At 57.8% G+C, this 25,081-nt stretch carries 25 protein-coding genes; 12 read left to right on the forward strand and 13 right to left on the reverse strand.

Annotated features, from left to right (window positions below):
• Positions 1-173: 173 nt before the first annotated feature.
• The 3 genes from RSQ48_RS13480 to RSQ48_RS13490 form a co-directional block, all read right to left on the reverse strand.
• The gene (locus RSQ48_RS13480; protein WP_415301883.1) at positions 174-1,859 is read right to left on the reverse strand and encodes an ABC transporter permease; all 1,686 of its coding nucleotides are present in this window, start codon (positions 1,857-1,859) and stop codon (positions 174-176) included.
• 12 nt (positions 1,860-1,871) lie between these two features.
• Entirely contained in the window at positions 1,872-2,957 is a 1,086-nt protein-coding gene (locus RSQ48_RS13485) for an ABC transporter ATP-binding protein (RefSeq protein ID WP_003805585.1), read from the reverse strand.
• A gap of 86 nt (positions 2,958-3,043) precedes the next feature.
• Positions 3,044-4,081 (reverse strand): ABC transporter substrate-binding protein, encoded by a 1,038-nt coding sequence (locus RSQ48_RS13490; protein ID WP_003805586.1) that lies wholly within the window; start codon positions 4,079-4,081, stop codon positions 3,044-3,046.
• A 200-nt stretch (positions 4,082-4,281) separates the two neighbouring features.
• Here RSQ48_RS13490 and RSQ48_RS13495 point away from each other — a divergent pair, with 200 nt between their 5' ends.
• Positions 4,282-5,229, forward strand: coding sequence for an NAD(P)-dependent oxidoreductase (locus RSQ48_RS13495; RefSeq protein WP_415301884.1), 948 nt, complete (start codon positions 4,282-4,284; stop codon positions 5,227-5,229).
• An 18-nt stretch (positions 5,230-5,247) separates the two neighbouring features.
• Here the strand turns inward: RSQ48_RS13495 and RSQ48_RS13500 are convergent, their stop codons facing one another.
• The 3 genes from RSQ48_RS13500 to RSQ48_RS13510 are packed head-to-tail and all read right to left on the reverse strand — an operon-like array spanning position 5,248 to position 8,004.
• On the reverse strand, positions 5,248-6,774 hold the full coding sequence (locus tag RSQ48_RS13500) for a sensor histidine kinase (RefSeq protein WP_059318318.1): 1,527 nt from the start codon (positions 6,772-6,774) through the stop codon (positions 5,248-5,250).
• Positions 6,771-7,457, reverse strand: a complete 687-nt coding sequence (locus RSQ48_RS13505; RefSeq protein WP_003805589.1) for a response regulator — start codon at positions 7,455-7,457, stop codon at positions 6,771-6,773. The genes RSQ48_RS13500 and RSQ48_RS13505 overlap by 4 nt, the downstream gene beginning before the upstream one ends.
• Complete coding sequence (locus RSQ48_RS13510; RefSeq protein WP_003805590.1) at positions 7,438-8,004, reverse strand: RNA pyrophosphohydrolase; 567 nt, start codon at positions 8,002-8,004, stop codon at positions 7,438-7,440. The genes RSQ48_RS13505 and RSQ48_RS13510 overlap by 20 nt, the downstream gene beginning before the upstream one ends.
• Before the next feature lie 64 nt (positions 8,005-8,068).
• Between RSQ48_RS13510 and RSQ48_RS13515 the strand changes: the two genes are divergently transcribed.
• The 9 genes from RSQ48_RS13515 to RSQ48_RS13555 all read left to right on the forward strand — a co-directional run bounded on the left by RSQ48_RS13515 (position 8,069) and on the right by RSQ48_RS13555 (position 16,253).
• Positions 8,069-9,805 (forward strand): proline--tRNA ligase, encoded by a 1,737-nt coding sequence (locus tag RSQ48_RS13515; protein ID WP_059318317.1) that lies wholly within the window; start codon positions 8,069-8,071, stop codon positions 9,803-9,805.
• A gap of 65 nt (positions 9,806-9,870) precedes the next feature.
• A complete protein-coding gene (gene ybgC / locus RSQ48_RS13520; protein WP_415301885.1) occupies positions 9,871-10,296 on the forward strand; it encodes a tol-pal system-associated acyl-CoA thioesterase in 426 nt (141 codons plus the stop codon).
• Positions 10,297-10,298: 2 nt separating this feature from the next.
• Positions 10,299-10,973, forward strand: coding sequence for a protein TolQ (gene tolQ, locus RSQ48_RS13525; protein ID WP_003805594.1), 675 nt, complete (start codon positions 10,299-10,301; stop codon positions 10,971-10,973).
• The gene (tolR, locus tag RSQ48_RS13530; RefSeq protein WP_003805597.1) at positions 10,973-11,419 is read left to right on the forward strand and encodes a protein TolR; all 447 of its coding nucleotides are present in this window, start codon (positions 10,973-10,975) and stop codon (positions 11,417-11,419) included. The genes tolQ and tolR overlap by 1 nt, the downstream gene beginning before the upstream one ends.
• Before the next feature lie 50 nt (positions 11,420-11,469).
• Positions 11,470-12,588 (forward strand): cell envelope integrity protein TolA, encoded by a 1,119-nt coding sequence (tolA, locus tag RSQ48_RS13535; protein WP_336580149.1) that lies wholly within the window; start codon positions 11,470-11,472, stop codon positions 12,586-12,588.
• A 15-nt stretch (positions 12,589-12,603) separates the two neighbouring features.
• Positions 12,604-13,914, forward strand: a complete 1,311-nt coding sequence (tolB, locus tag RSQ48_RS13540; RefSeq protein ID WP_415301886.1) for a Tol-Pal system beta propeller repeat protein TolB — start codon at positions 12,604-12,606, stop codon at positions 13,912-13,914.
• A gap of 34 nt (positions 13,915-13,948) precedes the next feature.
• On the forward strand, positions 13,949-14,452 hold the full coding sequence (gene pal, locus RSQ48_RS13545) for a peptidoglycan-associated lipoprotein Pal (RefSeq protein WP_240209496.1): 504 nt from the start codon (positions 13,949-13,951) through the stop codon (positions 14,450-14,452).
• Between the two features lie 215 nt (positions 14,453-14,667).
• Positions 14,668-15,357, forward strand: a complete 690-nt coding sequence (gene ybgF / locus RSQ48_RS13550) for a tol-pal system protein YbgF (protein WP_336580148.1) — start codon at positions 14,668-14,670, stop codon at positions 15,355-15,357.
• A gap of 89 nt (positions 15,358-15,446) precedes the next feature.
• The gene (locus tag RSQ48_RS13555; protein ID WP_240209498.1) at positions 15,447-16,253 is read left to right on the forward strand and encodes an alpha/beta fold hydrolase; all 807 of its coding nucleotides are present in this window, start codon (positions 15,447-15,449) and stop codon (positions 16,251-16,253) included.
• Positions 16,254-16,319: 66 nt separating this feature from the next.
• Here the strand turns inward: RSQ48_RS13555 and RSQ48_RS13560 are convergent, their stop codons facing one another.
• Entirely contained in the window at positions 16,320-16,811 is a 492-nt protein-coding gene (locus RSQ48_RS13560; RefSeq protein ID WP_415301887.1) for a copper chaperone PCu(A)C, read from the reverse strand.
• Between the two features lie 145 nt (positions 16,812-16,956).
• Between RSQ48_RS13560 and RSQ48_RS13565 the strand changes: the two genes are divergently transcribed.
• Together RSQ48_RS13565 and RSQ48_RS13570 are read left to right on the forward strand one after the other, a co-directional pair.
• Positions 16,957-17,394, forward strand: a complete 438-nt coding sequence (locus RSQ48_RS13565; RefSeq protein ID WP_230406195.1) for a PaaI family thioesterase — start codon at positions 16,957-16,959, stop codon at positions 17,392-17,394.
• A gap of 3 nt (positions 17,395-17,397) precedes the next feature.
• Positions 17,398-18,804 carry an MATE family efflux transporter gene (locus RSQ48_RS13570; RefSeq protein ID WP_415301888.1) on the forward strand — a complete coding sequence of 469 codons (1,407 nt, stop codon included), beginning with the start codon at positions 17,398-17,400 and terminating at the stop codon, positions 18,802-18,804.
• A 187-nt stretch (positions 18,805-18,991) separates the two neighbouring features.
• Here the strand turns inward: RSQ48_RS13570 and RSQ48_RS13575 are convergent, their stop codons facing one another.
• From RSQ48_RS13575 to RSQ48_RS13600, 6 genes are all read right to left on the reverse strand, one after another.
• Positions 18,992-20,071: a BMP family ABC transporter substrate-binding protein gene (locus RSQ48_RS13575; RefSeq protein WP_003802296.1), complete on the reverse strand. Its 1,080-nt coding sequence runs from the start codon at positions 20,069-20,071 to the stop codon at positions 18,992-18,994.
• A 24-nt stretch (positions 20,072-20,095) separates the two neighbouring features.
• Complete coding sequence (locus RSQ48_RS13580; protein ID WP_003802298.1) at positions 20,096-21,013, reverse strand: ABC transporter permease; 918 nt, start codon at positions 21,011-21,013, stop codon at positions 20,096-20,098.
• Positions 21,013-22,074, reverse strand: a complete 1,062-nt coding sequence (locus RSQ48_RS13585) for an ABC transporter permease (protein WP_059318314.1) — start codon at positions 22,072-22,074, stop codon at positions 21,013-21,015. Before RSQ48_RS13585 ends, RSQ48_RS13580 begins: the two co-directional genes overlap by 1 nt.
• Positions 22,061-23,599, reverse strand: a complete 1,539-nt coding sequence (locus RSQ48_RS13590) for an ABC transporter ATP-binding protein (protein ID WP_240209524.1) — start codon at positions 23,597-23,599, stop codon at positions 22,061-22,063. The genes RSQ48_RS13585 and RSQ48_RS13590 overlap by 14 nt, the downstream gene beginning before the upstream one ends.
• Before the next feature lie 135 nt (positions 23,600-23,734).
• Positions 23,735-23,926 carry a YqaE/Pmp3 family membrane protein gene (locus RSQ48_RS13595; protein WP_003802304.1) on the reverse strand — a complete coding sequence of 64 codons (192 nt, stop codon included), beginning with the start codon at positions 23,924-23,926 and terminating at the stop codon, positions 23,735-23,737.
• A 135-nt stretch (positions 23,927-24,061) separates the two neighbouring features.
• The gene (locus tag RSQ48_RS13600) at positions 24,062-25,048 is read right to left on the reverse strand and encodes a diaminopimelate dehydrogenase (protein WP_003802306.1); all 987 of its coding nucleotides are present in this window, start codon (positions 25,046-25,048) and stop codon (positions 24,062-24,064) included.
• Positions 25,049-25,081: the final 33 nt, after the last annotated feature.

Raw genomic sequence — 25,081 nt, forward strand, 5'->3', positions numbered from 1 at the left:
CGCGCAACAACATACCGAGGGCAGACCGGAATCATCCAGAGACGCCAGACAACACCCCTCTCACAACAAGCATAGCGCCACAGAAAGACAAAAAAAGACTGCCTGGCTCCAAACAACAATGGCCTGAATCCCTCTCGAAACCCAGGCCATTAGATAAACCACCCGCGTAAGGCTTACATGGTGCCTTGACGGCGCTTGTAGAAATTACCGATGTACATGGCCAACAGCACCAGCACGGTGGAGATCAAAATCATGATGATCCCCAACGCCGAGAGCTTGCCCCACAAACCGTCCTCGGCATAGCTCAGCACTTGCACAGCCAGTACTTCCGTGCCCGGGCGGGACAGCACCACCGATACCGTCAACTCACGGATAAACATGGTTGCCATCAAGATCCAGGCAGAGACCACACCGGGAATCAGCAAAGGAATGATGATGCGACGCATGGTGGTCCAGGAGCTGGCTCCGGCCACGGCTGAAGACTCTTCCAGGTGCGCATGCACCTGTACAAAGGCGGCTGATAAAGGCCGGATACCGTAAGGCAGATAAGCGGCGATATATGCCAGCAGCAAGGCGGTCAGCGTGGCGTACAAGGGCGTCTGCACAAAGAACCACATAAAGCCAATACCGATCACAATCCCCGGAAAAGAAAACGACAGGAAGCTCAGGGTATCCAGCAGTGCTGCGGCTCGGGTTCGCAACTTGACCACCACGTAGGCCACAAAAAGCGACAGCAGCACACCCAGACTGGCGCCGACCACCGCCAGGAACAGACTGTTTTTCATCGCCACCTTGGAGATCGGGTCCTGAATGACATCAATCCAGTTCGCCCAGCTCATCAGGGAGAAGGCTCGCGCACTAGGCACCATGGAGTAAGGAATCATGGAGGTATAGAGCAGAACCGTCACTGGCAAAACCACCATCAGCAGGCTGATAATGCCCACAATGATGAACAGGGGGATTTTGGCGCGACGCAGCTCCAGTTGAGTCGGCTTGAAACCGCGACTGGAAATGGTCACATACTTGCTGCTTTCTGCCGTCATGTAGCGGTACAGCGCGATCAGGGCAATCGAGGCTGACAGCACGCTCATGCCCAAGGCAGCCGCCTTGCCGTAATCCGGCGCGAAGCCCGTCGAGATCATCTCGAACAGATAGGTCGCCAGCACATCTACCCGACCTGGCGTACCCAGCACTCGGGGCACCGCATAAGAAGCCAGAGCGCGCACAATCGCCAAAATGAAGGCAGCCATGATGGCTGGACGCAGAATCGGCAAGGTAATGCGCACCAGAGTACGCCACAGACCGCCCCCGAAGACGCGTGAGGATTCCTCCATGGACACGTCAAAAGAGGCCATGGCAGGGGCAATAATCAGATAGGCCACCGGCATGTTCAACAGGCCTTCGACCAGAATCATTCCCCACAACGAATAGATGTTCAGTGGCGCCTCCTGCAAGCCCAGTGTGTCTTGCAGGAACATATTGATCAAACCGTTGGACGGATTGAGCAACAGTGCCCAGCTTACCGAGAACAAGAGGTGCGGAATCATCATGGGCACGATGGACAGCACGGTGAACACCCCTTTCATGGGCATGTTGGTACGGGTGTTCAGATAAGCCAGAAAAACCGCCAACGCGGTAGAAAACAGCGAGGACCCCAGGACAAAGACCACCGTATTGAAGGTGACTTCCAGCAAGAAGGGATCGGTATAAGCGGCCACATACTTGGCCATGGTGAAAGAACCAAAGGCGGTCAGCCCCTGAGAGAAACTGCCCAGCAGCAACATCAGAACCGGGCACAGCGTCAAAAAGCCGACAATGAGAATAAGCGACCAACTCAATGGTCTGCGCGTGTTATTCATGATGACCCGCCCTTATGCCGACAACAGCATGCAGTGTTCAGGGCGCAGGTTAAAGCGCACGGTGTCGCCCTCCTTCACCTTGACATCCGGGTCGATGCATACCAGCAACTGTTCCTTGCCCACCCGAACCTCGGCCTCGTAGGACTCGCCTACAAACTCCAGCGCCTGAACCTGGCCATGGAACAAGTTTTGTCCCATCTCGCTGGACTGGCTGCTGACACGAATGAATTCAGGACGAATACACAGGGTGACGTCAGTGCCCACTGGCAAATCACGTTTCTTGCAATGCAGTTGCCCCAGCTCGCATCCCACGATAGTGGCATCAACGCGCTGCTCCAGCACCTTGGCACTGATCTGATTGGCTCGACCAATAAAGTCCGCCACAAACCGGTGGTCGGCATCGAAGTAGATTTTTTCTGGCGTACCGATTTCCAGAATCTTGCCGCCACGCATCACCGCAATGGAGTTGGACAAGGCCAGGGCCTCTACACGGTCGTGCGTCACATACACAGCCGTAATGTCCAGACGGCTCAGGAACTCGCGCAGTTCCTTGCGCGTTTCTTCGCGCAGCTTGGCATCCAGGTTACTGAGCGGCTCGTCAAACAGAATGACTTTAGGCTCGGCCACCAGGGCTCGCGCCAGGGCCACGCGCTGTTGCTGCCCGCCCGACAGCCGCGTGGCGGAACGCTGGTCCACCCCTTCCAGCTGCACAAACTTCAGGATATTCGCCACTTTTTCCCGAATCACCTCTTTGCGTTCGCCACGCACTTGCAGCGGATAAGCAATATTGTCGAACACCGTCATGTGGGGCCAGATGGCATAAGTCTGGAACACCATGCCCAGACCGCGCTTTTCCACCGGTACAGCAATATTTTTGGCGCTGGACCAGACGATCTCGTCGCCAATGCGGATTTCACCCTCGTCGGGTGTTTCCAGGCCGACAATGCACCGTAGCAGCGTGGTTTTACCGCAGCCGCTCGGTCCTAACAGTGTGAAAAACTCATTAGCGGGAATCGTCAGGTTGATATTGTCCAAAGCTTTGAAGGTTTTGCCCTCTGAGACATAGGTCTTGCTCAGGCCGGTAATTTCAATTTGCATAATGAGTCAATGTTTTCTATAAAAATGAGGCGAGGCGCCGAGGCGCCCCGTTTTTTCTGATGAATCAGTCGTTCTCGTGCTGTCGATTAGCGAACGGCAAAGATGCGGCTGAATTCGCGGCCCCAACGGACCAGTTCTTCGTCACTCAGGTCGCGAATCGGCTCGACCTTGGCTTTATCAATACCCGCTACCGGCGGATGCACCCCAGGAGCCAGCACGTACTCACCGACCTTGTTGGCCAAAATACCCATGGCTTCATTGCCCAGCCAGAAATCCAGGAAAACGCGGGCGGCATCAGGATGCGGTGCGTTCTTGGTCAAGGCGATAGCACGGGGCGAACCCAACAGAGGTTGACCCGACATGGGGCCCCAGGCCAAGGGCGCTGGTGATTTGGTCACGATGTACTTGGGCATGGAAATGGCGACCAACTTCTCACCACTTTCAATCGGCGCAGGCGTAGGCCCAAATGAGGCCACGAACATGGGCTTGTTGGCCGCCAGGCCTTTGAGAAAGTCCAGCCATTGCTCTTCGCTGCTAAACACCTTTTCTTTCAAGCCAATCAGCCAGCCAATCGTGGAGGGGTGATTGGAGGGGTTAGCCATCACAATCTTGTCTTTCCATTTGGGATCGGCCAGATCTTCGTAGCGCTGCGGAGCGTCCTCGGCTTTGAGGTGGTCCGTATTATAGATATAAGACACATATTCGATGCCAAACTGGATAATCGAATCGTCTTGTATTGCCCATTCGGGATAGCCTTGTACGGCTTCGGACTGATGCGGGATCAGCACGCCCTGCTCTTTGAGCAGTTGCAGCATGGGCAGGGGAGCCTGGACCACGTCGGCCATCAGCTTGCCAGCGTTGAACTCGGTCAGGATCGTGGGAATGAATTTGGAACTGGCAATACGGGTGTACTTGCCTTCAATGCCCTGCGACTGCTGCAGCGCCTTCATGATGGGCTCTACCGCCGTGATATTGGCGTAAAAAACAGCTTCGCCCTGGGCCTTCGCTTTTTCCAGTACGGCGGCGTCTGCCGCCCACGCCGCCCATGGCAAAGAGGTACCCATAGACGCCAGTCCAGTAGCACCAGCCAGCTTCAAGAAACGACGACGATCGAAAGTGGTCATAAGGTTCACATTCCGGTTAATTAGCTAGGAAATAATGTGGGCCCATCATAATTCAGAAAGGCCAATCCCATTTATTACAGATCTATGACTGGTTTAGAACATGAGGGGGCTGACGGCGTCAAGCGCCAAACGCGTTGCCGGGTATTTGCCGGTACAACGATCTGGTCCGAAAAGCTGCGTTAAGCTCTCCGTCTGACAGAATGATTCTTAAGGAGATCGACACGGTGAGTTACGCCATTGAAGCTAAACACTATGACAGCGTCACCCCGCAAAAAGTGGCTTTCATCGGTCTGGGTGTCATGGGTTACCCGATGGCGGGACATCTGGCCCAAGCGGGACATCAGGTGACGGTGTACAACCGCAATCAGGCCAGGGCGCAACAGTGGAGCACGCAGTTCCAGCAAGAATGGGCCTGTACCCCTGCACAGGCAGCAGCTCAAGCGCAGGTGGTGATGGCCTGCGTGGGCAACGATGATGACTTGCGCGCTGTCTTTCTGGGCCCCGATGGTGCGCTGGCCGGCATGAAAGCAGGCAGTCTGTTCATAGACCACACGACGGCCTCCGCCCAGGTGGCCCGGGAACTCAGCGCGATAGCCGCCGACCAGCATGTCTCGTTTATCGATGCCCCCATTTCGGGCGGGCAGGCGGGCGCTCAAAAAGGCATGCTCAGTATCATGTGTGGTGGGCAGGAAAAGGATATGGAGCGAGCCCGCCCCTTGATGATGAGCTACGCCCAGGCCTGCACCCTGATGGGGCCTACAGGCTCGGGACAGTTGTGCAAGATGGTGAACCAGATTGCGGTGGTCGGCCTGCTGCAAGGACTGGCCGAAGCCATGGCGTTTGGTGAACAGGCCGGGCTGGATATGGAACGGGCGCTGTCCGTCCTGAGCAAGGGCGCCGCCCGGAGCTGGCAAATGGACACCAAGGGACCAACCATGCTGGCCCGAGACTTTCAACCCGGCTTTACCGTGAACTGGATGTTGAAGGACCTGGACCTGGTTGCGCAGGAGGCGCTGCGCAATGGTGCCCAGTTGCCTGCTACCCAATTGATTCAGGAGCAGTTTGCCAAGATTGCAGCACAAGGCCATCAGAATCTGGACATTTCGGCCCTGTTCACCTTGCTGGCCCACTCTCGTGATGCGGGGTAATCCTGCGCTTTGGGGAAATCAGGTGCTTGATCCTGGCACAGGGGAGTTCGGTGGCAGCAAAGGCAGGCGAAGTGTTGCCTTCAACCCATAGCCGCCCATATCGTTGGGCTCGCCATCGGTCAGCACGATCGTACCGCCATTGCGCTCGGCATAGGCAAGCGCAATGGCCAGCCCCAGGCCGGAACCTGAGCCGCGCCCACCCTTGCGTGCCGGGCCGCCCCGATCAAAGCGAACAAACACGCTTTCACGCAGGCTGGCGGCCAAGCCCATGCCATTGTCAGTCACACTGATCCACGCCAGTTTGTCGTCATGTCCGGCTGATACGGTAATGGCGCTGCCACTGCCGGCATGATTGATGGCGTTATGAATCAGATTGGAGACGGATTCATGAATCTCGGCATCGCTGGCATAGACCCACAACGGCGCCTGTTCGCCTTCCTCACCCGGCCCGATCCACCCCAGATCCTGACGGTGCTCGCGCGCCAGAGGCAGATATTGCAGCACCACTTCACGCCCCAGGCTGGCCAGATCAACCGGCCCCTGGCTCATGCTAGTCGTGTGGCTGGCATGAGCCAGAGCCAATAATTGCTCGGTAAGACGAGTGGCCTGCCCCAGCTGTTTGATAATCGCCCCCAAGGACTCACGCACTCGTTCGATGTCCGGTTCACGGCGGGCATACTGCGCCTGGGTATGAATAATCGCCAGGGGAGTGCGTAACTGGTGTGAGGCGTCCGCCAGAAACTGGGCCTGCCTATCCAACACGGAACGGTACAACTCGATATGGTGATTGACCGAGCGGACCAAAGGAACAACCTCTCGCGGCACGTCTCGCTCATCCAGAGGCTGCAAATCGTCCACACTGCGATTGCGCACCTCCTGACGCAGAGCCTGTAAGGGGCGCAGGGCCCAGGCTACCGCGAACCACACCAGCAACACGGCAAACAGCAACATGCGCAGATTGCGGAAAATGCCCTCTCGCCAGGCCTCCTGCTGGGTACGCAAACGCAAATCCATGCTCTCGCCCACCATCACCAGCACTTGCCGGTGTTGGCCCTTATAGTGCAAGTCGCGCCACAAGGCCACCATACGCACGGTGTCATTACGAAAGTAGGAATCGTAGAAAACAGGCACACCTTCGTGATCGGCCAGATACGATGGCCGGGGCAAGCCCTCCATCCCCAGCAAGGTACGCCCTTTTAACTGCGTGGCATCCGCGCCACCCAGATTACGCACCAGGGGAATCACTTCCTCTACCCGAAAGTATTTGCGATTGCCCGGCCGGGACTCCAGCATGACCTGGGCATAAAAAGGCGGGTCAATGCGCAAACTGCCATCTGCATTAAATTCCACGCTGGTCTCAAGGACCTTGGCCGGCTCCAGCAAGGCGCTGTCGTAGACATTTTCCGTGACGGCGTTCATGGCCCGATAATCTTCCCAGCTGTCGTACAACAACAGGGCCACCACCCCTGGTATCAGCAATACCAGCAGCCAAAAGCGCAAACTGCCTTGCCAGACAGTGGCGGGGGGCGAGGAAGGGGCCGTCATGAAACGCCGGATTCCGCCTCGAGTACTTCCAGCATATAGCCCAGGCCGCGCACGGTGACAATATGCACATCGCTATTGGCCAGCTTCTTGCGCAAGCGGTGCAGCACAACTTCGATGGCGTCCGGACTGGCGTCGCTGTCATGCTCGAACACCCGGGCGAACAGCTGAGATTTCTCAACCGGCATGCCCGAGCGGCTGATCAGCACCAGCAAGGCCGCGTGTTCACGCGGCGTCAAATGCACAATGGCGTTGTCCAGCAGGAAGGCCCGACTTTCCGGGTTGTATTCCAGCGAACCGCAACTGAGCACCGGAGCCACGCGCCCCCGGCTGCGTCGCACCAAAGCGGCCAGCCGGGCTTCAAGCTCTTCCAGGGCAAAGGGCTTGGTAAGAAAATCGTCTGCGCCCAGATTCAGGCCGCGGACACGGTCCTGCAAGGCGCCCTGAGCGGTCAGGATCAACACAGGCGTGTGATCGCCGCGCTCGCGCATCTCGCGCAAGAGCACCAAGCCATGTTTATCAGGCAGGCGCAAGTCCATGACCACGGCATCGTAGTCATGGGCGGCCAACAGTACTTCTGCCGAGCGGGCATCGTGAGCGGGATCGGGCAAAAAACCACTTTGCGCCAAGGCCCGCTCCAGCCATGCGGCCATTTCCCGCTCATCTTCAACCAATAATATGCGCATGATCCCTGCTATCTACGGTATCGGCATCCACTGCGCTTTGTGGGCGCTGACGTAAATAACGATTCTCCTGACGCCGACGGAACAAAATATCCGACAGCTCGTTCAGCGCTTGCTGATAGACTTCCCGCTTGAACTCAATGACTGAATCAAGTGGCACCCAATACTGACTCCAACGCCATGCATCAAACTCCGGCGTCGAGGAGGAACGCAGGCAGACATCACTGTCTCGCCCGACCAGCCGCAACAAGAACCAGATTTGTTTCTGGCCCTTGTAGTGGCCACGCGCCTCCCGACGTACAAAATGATTGGGCACGTTGTAGCGAAGCCAATCTCGCGTCCGGCCTAATATACGGATATGCTCAGGCAGCAAGCCCACTTCTTCGTGCAGTTCGCGGTACATCGCCTGTACGGGTGTTTCACCGTATTTGATACCGCCTTGCGGGAACTGCCAGGCATGTTCCCGAATACGCTTGCCCCAAAAAACCTCGTTCTTGCGATTAACGAGGATAATTCCGACATTAGGACGGTAGCCTTCACGATCTAACATAGGCCACCTCTAACGAATTCAATACAATTAGATCTGATTATACGTACCTGACGAGTTCCCTACCATGCATGCTAGCCAGTATCACATTAATACCCTGAAAGAAGCGCCTACCGAGGCCGAAGTTGCCAGCCACCAGCTCATGACGCGCGCCGGCATGATCCGCAAAGCGGCCGGCGGCATCTACACCTATATGCCCATGGGCCTGCGCGTCTTGCGCAAGATTGAAAACATCATCCGTCAGGAAATGGACCGCTCCGGCGCCATTGAGCTGCTGATGCCTGTGGTCCAGCCTGCCGAGCTCTGGGTAGAGTCGGGCCGATGGGAGAAATATGGTGACGAACTGCTGCGCATCAAGGATCGTCATCAGCGCGATTTCGTGCTGCAGCCCACCTCCGAAGAAGTCATCACCGACATTGCGCGCAACGAGATTCACAGCTGGCGCCAGTTGCCCGTCAATTTCTACCACATTCAAACCAAGTTCCGTGACGAGCGTCGTCCCCGCTTTGGCTTGATGCGCGGCCGCGAATTCACCATGAAGGACGCCTACTCCTTTGACCGTAACGCCGAGGACGCGCAGGCCAGCTACGACAATATGTACGCAACCTACATGCGCATTTTCGGTCGTCTGGGCCTGAATTTCCGTGCTGTGGCCGCTGACACGGGCTCCATTGGCGGCTCGCGCAGCCATGAATTCCAGGTTATTGCTGACACGGGCGAGGACTTGCTGGTCTACAACCCCGACACGGACTACGCTGCCAATATCGAACTGGCCCCTGCTCCTTGCCTGCTGGCCGAACGCGCCGCACCTGGACAGGCGCTGGTCAAGACAGCCACCCCCGACGCACCCAAATGCGAGCTGGTTGCCCAGCAACTGGGGCTGGATCTGACCGCCACCGTCAAGTCCGTGGTGCTGGCCACAGAGGTCGAAGAAGACGGACAGACCAAAACAACAGTCCACCTGCTGCTGGTTCGCGGCGACCATGAAGTCAACGATATCAAGGTCTCCAAGCTGGCTGGCTTTGAAAAAGGCCACCGTCTGGCAACGGAAGAGGAAATTGTGTCCACTTTTGGCTGCAAGCCTGGCTATCTGGGCCCCATCGGCACGCGCCAGCCTGTGCAAGTGATCGCCGACCTGACCGTCGCCAACATGAGCGACTTTGTGTGTGGCGCTAACGAAGAAGGCTTTCACTACACGGGTGTGAACTGGGGACGCGATCTGCCCGAACCCATCACGGCGGACCTGCGCAACGTGGTGCACGGCGACCCTGCCCCCGAAGGCGGCAAGCTGGCCATCCAGCGCGGTATTGAAGTGGGCCACGTTTTCTTCCTGGGTGATGTGTACTCCAAGAAGCTGAACGCCACCTTTTTGGAAACGGATGGTAAACCGGCTGTCATGCAAATGGGCTGTTATGGCATTGGCGTCAGCCGCATTGCCGCCGCTGCCATCGAGCAAAACCATGATGAACGCGGCATGATCTGGCCTCGCGCCCTGGCCCCCTTTGAAGTGGTGATCTGCCCGATTGGCTTTACCAAGAGCGATGCCGTGCGCCAGACCGCTACCGACCTGTACAAGCAGCTCAGGGAACAGGGCGTGGATGTCATTCTGGACGACCGCGATGCCCGCCCCGGCATCATGTTTGCCGACTGGGAGCTGATTGGCGTGCCCTTGCGCATTACCATCGGCGAGCGAGGCCTGAAAGAAGGCGTGGTTGAAATGCAGGCACGCCGTGACGCCAGCAGCACCCACGTCCCGGTCGAGCAGATTGCTCAGGTCAGCGTGGAGCGTCTGGCAACACTGTAAGGACTTCCAGCAGGGCAGGCACGCAGCCTGCCCTGCCCGTCAACATAAATTCTTTTACGAACGACATGCTTAATGACAAGTGGGACACCCAGGCTCGGCTTGATATTCGCGTATATTACGAGGACACCGATGCCGGCGGGATTATGTATTACGCCAATTACCTGAAGTTCTTCGAGCGTGCGCGCACGGAGTGGCTCAGAAACCTGGGAGTAAACCAATCGGATGTGGCCGAGCAGAATCAACGCCTGTTCGTAGTCAAGAAGGTTGAAATACAATATCTCAAACCTGCCCGGCTCGATGATTTGATCTCGGTGCGCAGCCGCATTACCCAGCTGGGTTCGGCTACCATCCATTTCGAACAAGGTGCCCTGCGAGGTGGGGAACTGTTATGCCAAAGCACCATCCAAATTGTTTGCGTTGACGCCAACACGCTTCGTCCAAGCAAGCTGGACTCTGATTTACGTACCCTCTTGGAAAAGGTTCAGGACTGACCATGCAAGCTACTAGCGACCTGTCGCTGATTTCGCTACTTCTCGATGCCAGTATTCCCGTTCAGCTTGTCATGCTGATCCTGCTGGGAATTTCGATTCTCTCGTGGGCCTATATTTTCAGCAAAAGGGCTGCACTTAAACGCACGCTGGAACAGACCCGCCGTTTCGAGGACGACTTCTGGGCCGGTGGCGATCTGGCCGTGCTTCAGCAATCCATTTCCTCGCGACGTGCCGAACATGGCGCCCTGGCTCGTATTTTTGAAGCCGGCATGACCGAATTCATCAAGGCGCGTCGCAGCCACAGCTCAGGCCCGGCGCTGCTGGACGGACCACGTCGTGCCATGCGCGCCAGCTACCAGCGCGAAATGGATACGCTGGAGACACACCTTAACTTTCTGGCCTCTGCCGGCTCGGTCAGCCCCTACATTGGCTTGCTGGGCACCGTCTGGGGGATCATGCACGCTTTTATCGGCCTGTCGGGGATGCAGCAGGCCACGCTGGCCTCGGTGGCACCCGGTATTGCCGAAGCGCTGATCGCCACAGCGATTGGCCTGTTTGCTGCCATCCCTGCCGTGGTGGCCTACAACCGCTTTACCAATGAGCTCGATCGTATCTCGATCCGCTTTGACAGCTTTATCGACGAATTCCTGAACATCTTGCAGCGGCAGGTGAACTGATGCCATCGATGCGTGGAAGCACCGGCCGTCATGGCCGGCGCATGAAAAACGAAATCAACGTCGTCCCTTATATCGACGTGATGCTGGTGCTGCTGGTGATCTTCATGGTTACCGCTCCCATGATTACCCCCGGCCTGGTAGAGCTACCCTCGGTTGGCCAAGCCTCCGAAGTGCCTGCCAAACCCGTGGAGATTCAGGTTGATAAGGACGGCAAGCTGGCCATACGCTTGCGCGATGCGGGCTCCGAGTTCATGAACATCGAAAAGTCCACATTGCTCAGTGAAGTGCGCTCGCGCATGCAAGCCGACAGCCCGGTTGTCATTGCCGCCGACGGCAAGGTTCCCTACGAGACCGTCATGGGCTTGATGGATGAATTGCGCTCCAATGGCATCAACCGCCTGGGTCTGATCGTCGATCGCAACAGCGATCCTGACGCTCGCAAATAATCTCTGGCCGGATAGCGTGTTCGCCATCCGGCGCGAAAAACCTGAACTGAATGAAGCACAGAACACGCAATACCCGCAATCAGGCGCTGCGCTCGCCTGAGCAAAAGGAAGATCGGCGCGGCCTGCTCATCGCCCTGGGTCTGCACGGGCTGTTGCTGCTCGCCATTTTTGCCGGCGCCTTTTTTTCTGCGCCCAAAACACCCAATGCGGTCCAGGTCGAATTGTGGATGGACGGTGTTGCGCCTGATGCAGCCGTCAATGCCGACCCGCAAGCTCCTGAGGCCGAAGCCGAGCCGCAGCCCGAACCCGAGCCTGAGCCAGCGCCTGAACCCAAGCCCGAGCCAATACCCGAGCCGCCTCCGGCGCCCAAACTACCTCCCGAGCCTGCCAAGGTCACTCCTCCAGCCGAACCCGAAGTAGATCCTGAGATCGCTTTGGAACAGGCTCGCAAGGAGCGCGAGAAAAAAGAGCGTGAGGAAAAACTGGAGCAGGAGCGACAGGAAAAGCAACGCCAGGAAAAGCTGGCAGCGGAACGTCGTGAGCGCGAGCAGAAGGAAAAGCAGGAGCAGGAACGCAAGGAAAAAGCGGAAGCTGAGGCCAAAGCCAAGGCTGAGGCCGAGCGCAAGGCCAAAGCAGAAGCCGAGACTAAAGCCAAGGCCGAAGCCGAGCGTAAAGCCAAAGCAGAAGCCGAGGCCAAGGCCAAGGCAGACGCTGAAGCCAAAGCCAAAGCCGAGGCTGAACGCAAGGCCCGTGCGCAGGCTGCTGCCAAAGCCAAGGCAGATGCTGAACGCAAGGCCAAGGAAGAAGCCTTCCGTCGCGCCATGCGCGAAGGCGCTCCTGGCCGCCCCGGTGGTACCGCAGACCGCAATCAGGCCGGTGGCGGCGGTGGTGATGGTGGCTACGCTGCCAAGGTGCGCGCCTGCGTGCAGCCCGGCGTGGTCTACAGCACCCCGCCCCGCTCTGAAGTACGCGGCAACCCCGCACTGCTGTATCGCGTGGACCTGAACGCCGATGGCACGCCCAATCGCGTTCAAATCAAACGATCGTCCGGCATCGCGCAGTTCGATGATGCCGTATCCAAGGGTCTTGCCCGTTGCAGCCCTTTCCCCAAACCGCCTAGCGGGCAGTATCCATCGTATATTGATGGCGAATACCGCATGTTCGATTAATCAGGAGATTGCATAATGACCGCCGCTACCCCTGCCCTGGCGACCTTAGGTCGTCATTGGCGCGCCACGGCCACCGGAGCGTTTGCCCTGGCTGCTGGCATGTTCGCCAGCCAACCGGCCCAGGCCCAACTGCGGGTTGATATATCGGGTGTGGGTGCTACCCAGTACCCCATCGCGATCGCCGATTTTGCTGACAACCCTGCCAGTCAATCCCTGGCCGAAGTGATCCGCGCCGACCTGACTCGTTCGGGTCAATTCCAATTGATCAATGCCACCGGTGCTGCCTTGAATGCGGAAAGCACCATTGCTTACGACGAGTGGCGCAATCGTGGTGCCGACTATCTGGCCTATGGCTCGGTCACTCAAGCCGGCGGCCAATATTCCGTCAGCTATCGCCTGGTGGATTCGGTCCGCCAGACCCAGCTCGATGGTGTGGCGTTTGCGGGCAGCGAGAAAGAACTGCGCCGCATTTCCCATCAAATTGCAGACCGGATCTATGAAAAAATTACGGGCGTACGGGGCGTTTTTTCGACCCGCCTCGCCTATGTGTTGCAAACAGGCAACAATTACGAGTTACAAATTGCTGACGCTGACGGCCAAAATCCGCAGGTAATGTTGCGTTCTCGACACTCAATCATCTCTCCCGCCTGGTCTCCAGACGGGAAAAAACTGGCTTATGTGAGCTTCGAAAACGACAAACCTGTTGTATATGTGCAAACCTTGGCCACCGGTCATCGTGAGCCACTGGCTAATTTCAAGGGGAATAACAGTAGCCCTGCCTGGTCGCCAAACGGCAATCAGCTTGCTGTTGTGCTCTCCAGAGACGGTATTTCGCAGATTTACACGATAAATGCAGACGGTTCGGGCCTGCGTCGCGTGATGCGTTCACCTCTGATCGATACTGAACCAAGTTTTATGCCCGATGGCAACTCCCTTGTATTTGTGAGCGATCGTGGTGGCGCTCCGAACATTTACAAAGTGAGTCTGGGTGGTGACGATGCGCAACGCATAACCTTCAACGGGAGTTACAATATTTCACCGGAGGTCTCTGCAGACGGTACTAGGCTTGTATACGTCACACGCAGAAACGGTGCTTTCCGAATTGCCATTCAAGATATGGCATCAGGAGCAGAGCAACTGCTGACGACAGGTCCCGACGATCAGTCTCCGAGTTTCGCCCCTAATGGGATGCAGATCTTATATAGTTCTGTTCAGGGGGGCCGCAGTGTCCTAGCTGTGACATCCGTGGACGGTCGCGTTCGTCAGACCCTCTCGTCTTTGAATGGCAAAGTACGCGAACCCACCTGGGGACCATTTACCAACTGACATCCTGTGTGACTCTTTTTCAAAAGGAATTCAAATGAGCTCGCGCATTCTTAAAAGTCTTTCCCTCGCCGTTATGGCTGCTGCCCTTGCTGCTTGCAGCTCGGTTCCTCTGGATCAATCTGGCTCCGGTTCAACCGGCGGTACTGGATCGGACTCTGCCAGCGCAGGCCAGATCATGGACCCATTCAACCCTCAAAGCCCACTGGCACAACAGCGCTCGGTGTACTTTGATTACGACAGCTACGTCGTTAACGAGCAATACCGTAGCCTGGTGGAAATGCACGCTTCGTACCTGAGCAGCCATCCTCAGCAAACCGTGCGCATCGAAGGTAATACCGACGCGCGTGGCGGTGCCGAGTACAACTTGGCTCTGGGACAGCGTCGTTCCGACGCCGTTGCACGCATGCTGGGTCTGCTGGGCGTGAGCAACAGCCAGATCGAAGCAGTGAGCTTTGGTAAAGAGCGTCCAAAAGCCTTGGGTAACACCGAAGCTGATTACGCTGAAAACCGTCGCGCAGACATCGTTTACCAACGATAATTTCTGCATCGACCAAGTGGTTCCGACGCCGTGGCGGTAGTTAACGCCGCGGCGTTTTTTATCGGCAGCATGCCCGAGCCACTGAAAATTCGTTATGCTGGACACCGGACTCGCCAGGCCGGCGCAAAGCCCCAGGATGACAGCCCCCACAGTGGGGAGCCCTGCAGGCAGGGAGCCTGCGCACTGCGGATGCACATTTTTTAACGGACTTCACTATGCACGCTTATAAAAAGCCCTTTCGTCTCGCTACCGTCGCTCTGCTGGCGACGGCCGCCCTGTTTGCCAGCCTGCCGGCCAAGGCCTTTGCCGATGACGAGGCCCGACGCGCCATTTTGGAGCTGCGGCAGCAAATTCGTCAGATGAACGAGCAAAACACCCAGGCTCGTCTGCAATTGGCCGATCAAATTGATATGCTGCGCTCCGAGGTAGTGACTCTGCGCGGTCAGGTCGAGAAACTGAGCTGGCAAGCCAGCACCCAGGGTCAGAACACTACTGCCGCTCCGGGCCCCCAAAACCCGCAAGCCGCTGACCCACAAGAACAAGCCGTATTCGATAGCGCCATGGATGCCTACCGGGCAGGTCAATACAAACCTGCCGCGGATGCCTTTGCCAGCTTTCTCGCCGCCTACCCCACCAGCGTTCTGGCAGACGAGGTTCGCTTTTACGAAGGCAGCAGCCTGTACGCCATCAAGAGCTTTAAAACCTCCATCCAGAAGCTGCAGGCTTTTGTGAAGGCTTCGCCCCAAAGCCCCCGCGCTGCCGATGCTCTGATGGTCACGGCCTCCAGTCAGATTGAGCTGAACGACCTGAGCGGCGCCAAGACCACGTTACAGCGCATTGTGAAAGACTATCCACAATCGGAAGCAGCCGAGACGGCCCGCAGCCGCCTGAAGCTGCTGGAATAGTCCTCCCAGCGGGTAAAGCCATACGGACCGGGTTCAGACCCGGTCTGTTTTTTTCAGGCATTAGCCCTGCCTGCTAACGATTGCTTGCCATGACAGACCCTTTTGCCGATTTCTCCACGCTTGAACTGACCGTCCAAGGCTATCGCCACACTTTCGTCGATCAGGGCCAGGGTGCGCCCGTTTTGCTCATTCACGGTTCCCTGTGCGATTGGCGCTACTGGCGCTGGCAGATTCCCGCTTTTGCCGCTCAGCGCCGGGTTCTGGCTCCCAGTCTGCGCTCTTATTGGCCGGGTGTGCCCAGCCCCGGCAACTTCAGCACGGCGCGACACGCCCAGGACCTGCAGGCCCTGCTGGATCAGCATATTCCTGATGAGAAAGTGCATATCGTGGGGCACTCTCGCGGGGGGCATGTAGCCCTGCTGCTGGCTCAAAGGATGCCCGAGCAAGTGGCCAGCCTGACCTTGGCCGACCCCGGCTTTCCGACTCCTGGTGCGTATTCGTACGCTCCCTTGTTCCAGCAAGTGGCCAAACGCCTGGAACAGGGCGACCGTGATGGCGCCATGGCTCTGTTTGTGGATACGGTTAATGGCTCAGGGACCTGGAAGCAAATGACGCGCTGGTTCCGCGAGATGATTCAGGACAACGCCCACACCATGCTGGATCAGCAGCAAGAGCCCCATCAAGGTCCGGATCTGGAATGGCTCAAGCAGCTGGATGCGCCCCTGAGCTTCATCACGGGCGAAAATAGCCCCACGCGCTACCACCATTGCATGGACATCATTCGTCAGCACCGACGCGAAGACCAGATGCACCGCATCCCGCTGGCCGCACACGGCATGAATCTGGCTAATCCCAAAGCCTTCAACCAAGCGGTGCTGGATGCGCTGCAGGCCTGAAGCCCAATGGAAAACTGGCCGCATGCCGCGACCAGCTCCCTGTCTCCAGCCAAACGTTCAATGCGCTCAATACTCCTGTGTCTTGGCAGGACGCAACTCGCACTCGGCCTGAACCTGAGTATCGTCCGACAAATGCAAACTCAAGATGATGTGCTCGCCCAAGGCCAAATCCTCTTTGGCCTGACCCAGCATCACATGGAAAGCCCCCGGCTTCAGGCTCACTGTGCCGCCCGCCGGGATCTGCACCTCGGAGACATGAGACATGCGCGCCATGCCCTGGTTCTCGCTAGTTTGATGCAGCATCACATGCCCAAAGGACAATGAGCTGGCTCCTGTCACGGCGACGGACTGCTCACCCTTGTTCTCCAACTCCAGATAAGCGGCCGAAGGGGTGGGCTTGGGCAGCAGGCGCACCCAACATTGGCTGGCATGTACCTGAGTGCTTAAAGCGCGTACCGGCTCAGGCTTGCCATGACCGTGCCCGTCGTGCCCTTGCGCCATCACCGTGCCGGTCGATGCCAGCAAACCCAAGGCCAGAACAACAATGCTGCGTTTCATGATGCTCCTCGATTCTTTGTGATTGTTTGGAATTGGCCCTGCTCTATTGGCACAGGTGTCGAACTACCCCCATACGCAGGACGATCTGATACAGTACCAGCCAGTATGCCTTTCTTACAACGGCCCTCTTTTCAGTGACAACGTCATGACCCGCACACATTCTGCACCCGAGCCTAAAATCGATATTGTCCAGTTTCGTGATCTTCTAGAGCGTCTCCATCCTTTTGCCGCCGTTCTGGGAATTGATGTGGTGCATATTGGTCATGACAATGCCTGTTTGCGTTTGCCTGAGCGCAACGCCCACCAACGCATGGGAGGCATGGTGGCAGGCCCCATGCTGATGGGGCTGGCGGACCTGGCTTTGTATGCCGCTGTGGTGGGCGCGACCGGCAATCCAGATGCCGTTACCTCCAGCCTGACCATCAACTTCCTGCGCAAGGCCCCACCGGGCGACATTCTGGCTCATGCCCGAATTCATAAGACAGGCCGCACCTGTGCGGGCGATGTGCTGCTGGAGCCGGCCAACGGTGGCCCGGCAGTAGCCCAAGTGATCAGCACCTGGTCTTTGCCGCGCATCCAATAAACCATGCTTGCACCAACCCACACCCCCGGCCCGAGCCAGCTCTGGCTGGCGGAGTTGCAATCGTCCCTGCGTCTGGGCGGGCCATTGATTCTGACCAATCTGGCTCAGGTCAGTCTGTTGGCCACCAACCTGATCTACATGGGCCGACTGGGCCCCGATGAGCTGGCTGCCGGCTCCTTGTCGGCCAGTCTGTATCAAGCCTTCATGATTTTCAGCATGGGACTGGTATCCGCCGTGGTTCCCATGCTGGCAACCACGCTGGGGCGGCGGCTGCGTGATGTCCGAGAGTCGCAACAGATCATTCGTCACGGCTTTTTGACGGCCCTGCTCATCACCCTGCCCGCCTGGATGGTGCTGTGGAACGCCGAGCACATCCTGGTGATGATGGGCCAGGACCCTGTCGTGGCGGCACGCGCCGTATCCTATATGCACACCTTGCAATGGGCCCTGCTGCCTTATCTGGGATACATCGTGCTGCGCTCTTTTTTGGCGGCCATGGAAAAACCAGGATGGACCCTGGCGGTAGCGATTATCGCGATTGGCATCAATGCCCTGCTGGGCTGGCTGCTGGTATTTGGCAATCTGGGCCTGCCGGCCATGGGGCTGGCCGGGGCCGGACTGGCCACGACCGCATCGAGCATCTTCATGTTCGCGGCATTGAGCTGGATCGTGTTGCGTGACCCGCGCTTTCGACGCTACTACCTATTCAATGAGGCCTGGCAATGGAGCGCGAAACGGCTGTGGAAAATGTGGTCACTGGGCATCCCTATCGCCATTACCTTCACGCTGGAAACCCTGGTCTTTTACGCGGCCGTCATGATGATGGGGGTGCTGGGTCAATCCGATCTGGCCGCCCATGCGATTGCCATGCAGATCTGCTCCGTGTCCTACATGATTCCTTTGGGCTTTAGCCAGGTGGCCACCATACGTGTAGGACTGGCCGCCGGCCGGGTCGACCCCTTGGGCGCCCGTCGTGCTGGCTGGATTTCCTACATCCTGGGGGTGGGTTTTATGGGTCTGGCGGCCTTGGTGTTCTGGTTCGCCCCCCTGACCCTGATTGGCCTGTTCCTGGATCTGGATGTGGCCGAGAACCAGGCTGTTATTCAGCTAGCTATCACTTTTCTGGCACTGGCAGCGCTGTTCCAGATCAGTGATGGAGCCCAAGCCGTTGCGGCGGGGATGCTACGCGGTCTGCATGATACGCGCATACCCATGGTGCTGGCCTTGCTGGGCTATTGGGTTCTGGGTGTTCCTACAGGCTCTTTGCTGGCCTTTCAATTCAATATGGGCGGCGTGGGCATCTGGATCGGACTGGTCACCGGCCTGTCTGTTGTGGCAATACTGATGACACTGCGCTGGATGCGGGCTTCACGACGTCTGGGACGCAAGCGCCCTGCACAATCAGCCTAGCCTTGAGATCGTCACACCCTATCTAGCTCATTGGAAACAAGGCCCATAGCCACGCCACAACCCCAGCATGCCTGGCCACAACGTGAGCAAATGCCGACACGGCCGCCCCTAGCGGTATCCATAAACAAAGCCCCTTGGCGGAAAATCCGCCAAGGGGCTGTCGTGACGTTACAGTCGGCGATGCGAATTACTGCTTGGGCAGTTTGCTGGCCACGCCTTCCACGTAGTAATCCATGCGGTTCAACGCATCGTCATCCAGGAAACCGGATTCCAGACGCACTTTGCCGTCGTTGTCCTTGATAGGAGCAGCAAAAGGCTGCAGCGTGCCTGCCTCGATCTCGGCCTGCTTGGCCAGAACGAACTCTTTCACGTCAGCGGGCACTTCGGGACCAAAGCCTTCCAAAGCGGCCATGCCGGACTTCAGGCCACCCCAGGTGCTGTCATTCTGCCATTTACCATCCAGCACTTCCGTGGCTTTGCGCGTAAAGTAGTCGCCCCAGTGGTGAGTGACCGCAGCCAGTTGGGCTTTAGGACCGAACTTGCTCATATCAGAGTGGTAGGCAATCGCATACTTGCCGGCTTCCTCGGCCGCTTGTACGGTTGCCGTGGAGTCGGTGTGGTGCGTCACCACGTCCGCGCCCTGCCCCAGCAAAGTGACTGCTGCGTCGCGTTCTTTACCTGGGTCGTACCAGCTATTGGCCCATACCACGCGCACCTGTGCTTCCGGATTCACGCTCTTCAAGCCGATGGCGAAAGCATTAATACCCTGCAGCACTTCGGGAATGGGGTGAGCACCCACGTAACCGACCACATTGGATTTGGTCATCTTGCCAGCCAGCACGCCAGCCAGGTAACGGGACTCGTAAAAACGGGCATTGGTGGTTGCCACGTTAGGAGCTGTCTTGTAGCCAGTGGAGTGAACGAATTTCACATCCGGAAACTGCTTGGCCACTTTCTGCGTCTGGTTCATGTAGCCAAACGAGGTTGTGAAGATCAGCTTGTTGCCTTGCTGGGCCAGATCGCGAATCACACGCTCAGCGTCGGCGCCTTCCGGCACGTTTTCCACATACTGAGTGACCACGCGGCCTTTCAGGGCCTCTTCCATTTGGCGACGGCCAATATCCTGCTGCCAGGTCCAACCGGCTTCACCGATAGGGCTGACATATACAAAACCGATTTTCAGGGGTTCTTGATCGTTTGCCTGAGCGGACACAGGCAAGGCGGCCAGGGGGGAAGCGATGGCAGCGGCCAAAAGAGCCTTGCGCATAAAGTTTCCAGTCATGTCAGTCCTCTAGTTGTTGGGATTGAAGTTTTTGCCAAGCGATGCAGGCATATTCAACCTGATCCAGTTAGCGTTTCGAGAAATTAATACCAGCACAATAATCGTGGCCAGATACGGCATCATCGCCAGCAATTGCGAGGCTACCGGAACACCCAGAGCCTGCGCATGATAGGTCAGGATCGTGACCCCACCAAACAAGTAAGCGCCCAGCATCACGCGCCAGGGACGCCAGGTGGCAAACGTGGTCAGCGCCAACGCGATCCAGCCACGCCCAGCGACCATATTCTCGACCCACATGGGTGTATAGACCAGACAGATGAAGGCACCGGCCAGACCGCAGCAGGCACCGCCAAACATCAAGGCGCCCAGACGAATGTAGCGCACGTTGTAGCCCAGCGAGTGCGCCGAGGCGGGCGATTCACCCACCGCACGCAGTACCAGACCGGAACGGGTACGAGTCAGGAACCAGGCCACGGCAATGCACAGCACCCAGGACACATAGACCATGTAATGCTGCTGGAAGAAGGCGGGGCCGATCAGGGGAATATCTTTCAGCACGGGAATGGACAACTTGGTCACAACCAGGGAGTTACCGGTAAAAGGCAGGCCGATATAAGCCGAGGCCCCGACCCCGAACAAGGACAGGGCCAGGCCACACGCGACCTGGTTCGCACCCAGCCACACCGTCAGCCAGGCAAAGGCCGCCGCCATCACCATGCCAACAAGTGCGCCCAGCACAAAGCCCAGAGCAGGGCTGCCGGTTTGCACGGCCACGGCAAAGCCTACAATGGCCGCCATCAGCATCATGCCTTCCGAACCTAGATTAATCACGCCCGATTTTTCATTGATCAGCAAACCCAGGGCTGCCAACAGCAAAGGGGTTCCGGCGTTGATGGTTGCGGCCAGCAAAGGGGCAATCGCGTCCATTACTTTCTCCAGACCAAACGCTTGGTGATGAACACGTCACAAGCCAACAAGGAAAACAAGAGGATGCCCTGAAAAATGCCGGTGATCGCATTGGGCAAGCCCAACCGGCTTTGGGCCAATTCCCCACCGATATACAGCAAGGACATCACAAAGGAAGAGAAGATCAGCCCCAGCGGGTGCAGTCGTCCCACAAAGGCCACGATAATGGCTGCAAAACCATAGCCGGGAGAAATAGAGGGCGTAAGCTGCCCGACCGGGCCCATCACCTCTGCTGCGCCGGCCAGTCCGGCCAGTGCGCCCGAAATGAGCAGAGAGCTCCACAGCGCCCTGCGGGATGAAAAACCGGCATAACGAGCTGCCAGCGGGGCCATGCCCCCCACCCGCAAACGAAAACCAGCCATGCTGCGCGTCAGGAACAGCCAGGCTGCCACCGAGGCGATCAAGGCCAGAACAATACCGGTATGCAAGCGAGTCGCCGGCAAGACAGCGGGCAAGAGAAACCCGTCAGAAAACAGACTGGACTGCGGAAAACCGAAACCCTCAGGATCGCGCAAGGCACCGTGCACCAGATAGCTGAGCAGGTGCTGAGCCACATAAACCAACATCAGGGAAACCAGAATCTCGTTGGCATTGAAACGGTCTTTCAGAAAGGCCACGATCGCAGCCCAGGCCATGCCGCCCATCATGCCGCAGGCCAGCGCCACGCCAATCAGGAAAAAACCACCGTTGTCGCCATCGTCCACATGCAGTATGAACGCCCCGGCGGCCAAGGCTCCCATCACCAACTGCCCTTCCGCCCCAATATTGAAGATGTTGGCCCGGAAACAAATAGCCAGACCGACCGAGATCAGCAGCAGGGGAATCAGCTTGACGCCCACCTCGGCCCAGCCATTCAGGTCACGCAAGGGTTCCAGAAAAAAGACATTCAAGCCCGCCAGGGGATTTTTACCCAGGGACCAGAACAAGGTTCCGGCGACCACCATGGTCAGCAACACGGCCAGCAAGGGGGAACACCAGGCCATCAAGGTTGAGGGCGTGGCGCGAGTCTCAAGCCTGAACATGCTTGTCCTCCGTCCACAAACCGCTCATCCATTGCCCGATCTGATCAACACTGGCTTGCGCCACGGGAATAGAGGGAGACATACGACCTTTGGAGATAACAATCAGACGATCGGCGATCGCAAACAATTCATCCAGTTCTTCAGAGATCACCAGCAAGGCACAGCCGGCATCGCGCAGGGCCAGCAGTTCAGCATGAATCTGGGCAGCCGCCCCAACGTCCACGCCCCAGGTCGGCTGGGCAATCACCAGAATCCGGGGCTGACGGGTCACTTCACGGCCGATAATGTACTTTTGCAGATTCCCCCCAGACAGACTGTTGGCTGCGGCCTGCTCATTAGAGGTTTTGACTCGGAAGCGCTTGATAATCCCACCCGCCAGACGACGAATGCTGGAAAAGCGCAAAAAACCGCGTTTGACCGTCTCTTGATTCTGATGGGACAGCAGCAGGTTTTGTGCCAGCGACAATTCCGGCACCGCGCCCCGCCCCAGGCGCTCCTCAGGCACAAAGCCCATGCCCTGGTCACGGCGCCAGGCCGCGTCACGCTGGGCAATAGGCTGACCATCCAGCAAGATCATGTCAGCCTGTGCCCGGGTATCCTCACCCGACAAGGCGGCCAGCAACTCCTGCTGTCCATTGCCCGAAATCCCGGCCACACCCAGGATTTCGCCCTGGTGCAGATCAAAGCTGACATCCTGCAACTCGCAGGCAAAGGGGTGCGATTTGCTCAGCTGCAAGTGACGGACCTGCAAAAGCGTGCCCCCCTGCCGTGCACGGCGCTCGCCCAAGGACTGGGGTTCGGCGCCAATCATCAGGCGCGACAAACTGGCCGTGGTCTCCTGGCGCGGATCGCAGTAGCCCGTGACCTTGCCCATGCGCATGACCGTACAGGCATTGCACAGCTCACGGATCTCATCGAGCTTATGACTGATATAAACAATGCTGCAGCCTTCGGCAGCCAGCTGACGCAACGTGCCAAACAGGCGGCGCACCGCTTGGGGCGTGAGCACCGAGGTGGGCTCATCCAGAATCAGCAGCTTGGGCTTGCCCAGCAAAGCACGCACGATCTCTACCCGCTGACATTCGCCTACCGACAAGGTATGAATGTGACGCTGCGGGTCCAGGTCCAGCCCGTATTGACTGGCGGTCTCGCGGATGCGCCCCGCCAGCTCCTTCATATTGGTGGAAGCGGGCAGACCCAGGGCAATGTTTTCCGTAACGGTCAGGGTGTCAAACAGCGAAAAATGCTGAAACACCATCCCAATACCCAGTTGCCGTGCCGCTGCCGGGCTGCTGATCTGAACCGCTTGGCCGTCCCACAGAATCTCGCCCTGATCGGGCTTGACCACCCCATAAATGATTTTCATCAGGGTGGACTTGCCGGCGCCATTTTCCCCCAACACAGCGTGAATCTGCCCCGGCAGGATAGACAGGGAGACATGGTCATTGGCGACCACGGCCGGGTAGGCCTTGGTGATCTGGCGAAGCTCCAGGCGTGGTACCGCCTGGGGGTCTACGGACACCATTTGCTCACCGGACTCAGGAGAATGGCCCACGGGAGACGAGAGGGTCATGGCTGTATCAGCAAAAAAAGATAAAACGTCTGAGCAAGCACGTCAGGGCCCGCTCAGACGTAGAGAAAGAGAAGAAAAAGCCGGGGTTTAACGCTTGCCCAGGGCTTGTTCGATTTTCTTGTCGGTCTTGTATTGGCTAAGTGCATATACCGCCCAAATCGCGGCGGGAATCCATCCAATCAGGGTCAACTGCAAGATCAGGCAAATAATGCCCGCCACAGGCCGGCCAATCGTGAAAAAACCCAACCAGGGCAACAGGAGTGCGATCAGTAAGCGCATGGAAACACCCAACATTAGTAAGAAGTGGGCGCTATTTTACCCTTTATTGGCGCACCGAATCATTCAGGCGGAATCAAACCGGAATCGGGGTCCGGTTCTGCCTGGCAGAACCGGGTTGCGACGATGTCACTGAATTTACAGCAGCTCTTTGCGCAACTGCGCGGGTGACTTGGGCGAGAGCAGCCCAGGCGGCACATCCAGCACAGTCTGAGCACCGATCTGACCATTCTTGTTCATGCGGTAGGCGGCACGAGCGTAGGCCACCAGAACGCTGGACGTGAATTCCGGGTTGCTGCCCAGCTTCAATCCGTATTCCACCACTTGCTGCGAGCCCGCCGCAGACTGACCACTGCGAATGACAAAGCCACCGTGAGGCATGGCGGCATGATCTCGCGCCAGGGTCTGGGCGTCGATGAAATTCACTTCGGTGTCATAGTCAGCGAAATAGTCGGGCATGGTCACAATGGCTTCTCGCACAGCATCGGCATCCGCACCCTGCTCCAGCACGACAAAACACTGGCGCTTGTGCTTTTCACGGGTGCTCAGCTCCGGCTGTTCGCCATTACGCACGCGCTGGACCGCTGCTTCGACGGGCAAGGTATATTGCACGCCCCCGGCGACCCCGGCCACCCGACGGATGGCATCCGAGTGTCCCTGGCTCAGACCCTTGCCCCAGAAGGTGTAGGTCTGCCCCACTGGAAGCACACATTCCCCATACAGGCGGTTCAGGGAAAACAGGCCGGGGTCCCAACCCACGGCAATCAAGGCCGTCGTGCCAGCGCCTTGCGCTGCTGCATCCACCGCCGCGTAATACTCAGGAACACGGGCATGGGTATCAAAGCTGTCCACCGTCGTGAACCAGCGCGCCAGAGCCGGGCCTTGCTCGGGCAGATCATTTTTAGAGCCACCACAGAGAATCAGCACGTCAATATCATTACGGTAGTGCTCAATCTGGTCCAGGGCGCGTACGGGCACACCGGCACTTTGCAGTTGCAGGGAAGCGGGATCGCGACGGGTAAAAACGCCGACCAGCTCCATGTCCGGGTTTTGTGCCAGGGACAGCTCTACGCCTCGCCCCAAATTGCCGTAACCTGCAATACCGACACGGATTTTGCTACTCATGGTGTTTTCCTTAAATCTGATAAATAAGTGCTG

The organism is Alcaligenes sp. SJTW-7 (assembly GCF_047716895.1).
Taxonomy (GTDB): domain Bacteria; phylum Pseudomonadota; class Gammaproteobacteria; order Burkholderiales; family Burkholderiaceae_B; genus Alcaligenes; species Alcaligenes ammonioxydans.

Excerpts from the sequence above, each read along its gene's own strand:
- RSQ48_RS13590 (WP_240209524.1), bottom strand. The coding sequence starts at position 23,599 with ATGGTGTCCGTAGACCCCCAGGCGGTACCACGCCTGGAGCTTCGCCAG.
- RSQ48_RS13570 (WP_415301888.1), top strand. The coding sequence starts at position 17,398 with ATGCTTGCACCAACCCACACCCCCGGCCCGAGCCAGCTCTGGCTGGCG.
- RSQ48_RS13585 (WP_059318314.1), bottom strand. The coding sequence starts at position 22,074 with ATGTTCAGGCTTGAGACTCGCGCCACGCCCTCAACCTTGATGGCCTGG.
- RSQ48_RS13565 (WP_230406195.1), top strand. The coding sequence starts at position 16,957 with ATGACCCGCACACATTCTGCACCCGAGCCTAAAATCGATATTGTCCAG.
- tolQ (WP_003805594.1), top strand. The coding sequence starts at position 10,299 with ATGCAAGCTACTAGCGACCTGTCGCTGATTTCGCTACTTCTCGATGCC.
- RSQ48_RS13490 (WP_003805586.1), bottom strand. The coding sequence starts at position 4,081 with ATGACCACTTTCGATCGTCGTCGTTTCTTGAAGCTGGCTGGTGCTACT.
- ybgF (WP_336580148.1), top strand. The coding sequence starts at position 14,668 with ATGCACGCTTATAAAAAGCCCTTTCGTCTCGCTACCGTCGCTCTGCTG.
- RSQ48_RS13555 (WP_240209498.1), top strand. The coding sequence starts at position 15,447 with ATGACAGACCCTTTTGCCGATTTCTCCACGCTTGAACTGACCGTCCAA.
- RSQ48_RS13580 (WP_003802298.1), bottom strand. The coding sequence starts at position 21,013 with ATGGACGCGATTGCCCCTTTGCTGGCCGCAACCATCAACGCCGGAACC.
- RSQ48_RS13505 (WP_003805589.1), bottom strand. The coding sequence starts at position 7,457 with ATGCGCATATTATTGGTTGAAGATGAGCGGGAAATGGCCGCATGGCTG.
- pal (WP_240209496.1), top strand. The coding sequence starts at position 13,949 with ATGAGCTCGCGCATTCTTAAAAGTCTTTCCCTCGCCGTTATGGCTGCT.
- tolR (WP_003805597.1), top strand. The coding sequence starts at position 10,973 with ATGCCATCGATGCGTGGAAGCACCGGCCGTCATGGCCGGCGCATGAAA.
- ybgC (WP_415301885.1), top strand. The coding sequence starts at position 9,871 with ATGCTTAATGACAAGTGGGACACCCAGGCTCGGCTTGATATTCGCGTA.
- tolB (WP_415301886.1), top strand. The coding sequence starts at position 12,604 with ATGACCGCCGCTACCCCTGCCCTGGCGACCTTAGGTCGTCATTGGCGC.
- RSQ48_RS13515 (WP_059318317.1), top strand. The coding sequence starts at position 8,069 with ATGCATGCTAGCCAGTATCACATTAATACCCTGAAAGAAGCGCCTACC.
- RSQ48_RS13560 (WP_415301887.1), bottom strand. The coding sequence starts at position 16,811 with ATGAAACGCAGCATTGTTGTTCTGGCCTTGGGTTTGCTGGCATCGACC.
- tolA (WP_336580149.1), top strand. The coding sequence starts at position 11,470 with ATGAAGCACAGAACACGCAATACCCGCAATCAGGCGCTGCGCTCGCCT.
- RSQ48_RS13480 (WP_415301883.1), bottom strand. The coding sequence starts at position 1,859 with ATGAATAACACGCGCAGACCATTGAGTTGGTCGCTTATTCTCATTGTC.
- RSQ48_RS13485 (WP_003805585.1), bottom strand. The coding sequence starts at position 2,957 with ATGCAAATTGAAATTACCGGCCTGAGCAAGACCTATGTCTCAGAGGGC.
- RSQ48_RS13510 (WP_003805590.1), bottom strand. The coding sequence starts at position 8,004 with ATGTTAGATCGTGAAGGCTACCGTCCTAATGTCGGAATTATCCTCGTT.
- RSQ48_RS13595 (WP_003802304.1), bottom strand. The coding sequence starts at position 23,926 with ATGCGCTTACTGATCGCACTCCTGTTGCCCTGGTTGGGTTTTTTCACG.
- RSQ48_RS13495 (WP_415301884.1), top strand. The coding sequence starts at position 4,282 with ATGATTCTTAAGGAGATCGACACGGTGAGTTACGCCATTGAAGCTAAA.
- RSQ48_RS13575 (WP_003802296.1), bottom strand. The coding sequence starts at position 20,071 with ATGCGCAAGGCTCTTTTGGCCGCTGCCATCGCTTCCCCCCTGGCCGCC.
- RSQ48_RS13600 (WP_003802306.1), bottom strand. The coding sequence starts at position 25,048 with ATGAGTAGCAAAATCCGTGTCGGTATTGCAGGTTACGGCAATTTGGGG.
- RSQ48_RS13500 (WP_059318318.1), bottom strand. The coding sequence starts at position 6,774 with ATGACGGCCCCTTCCTCGCCCCCCGCCACTGTCTGGCAAGGCAGTTTG.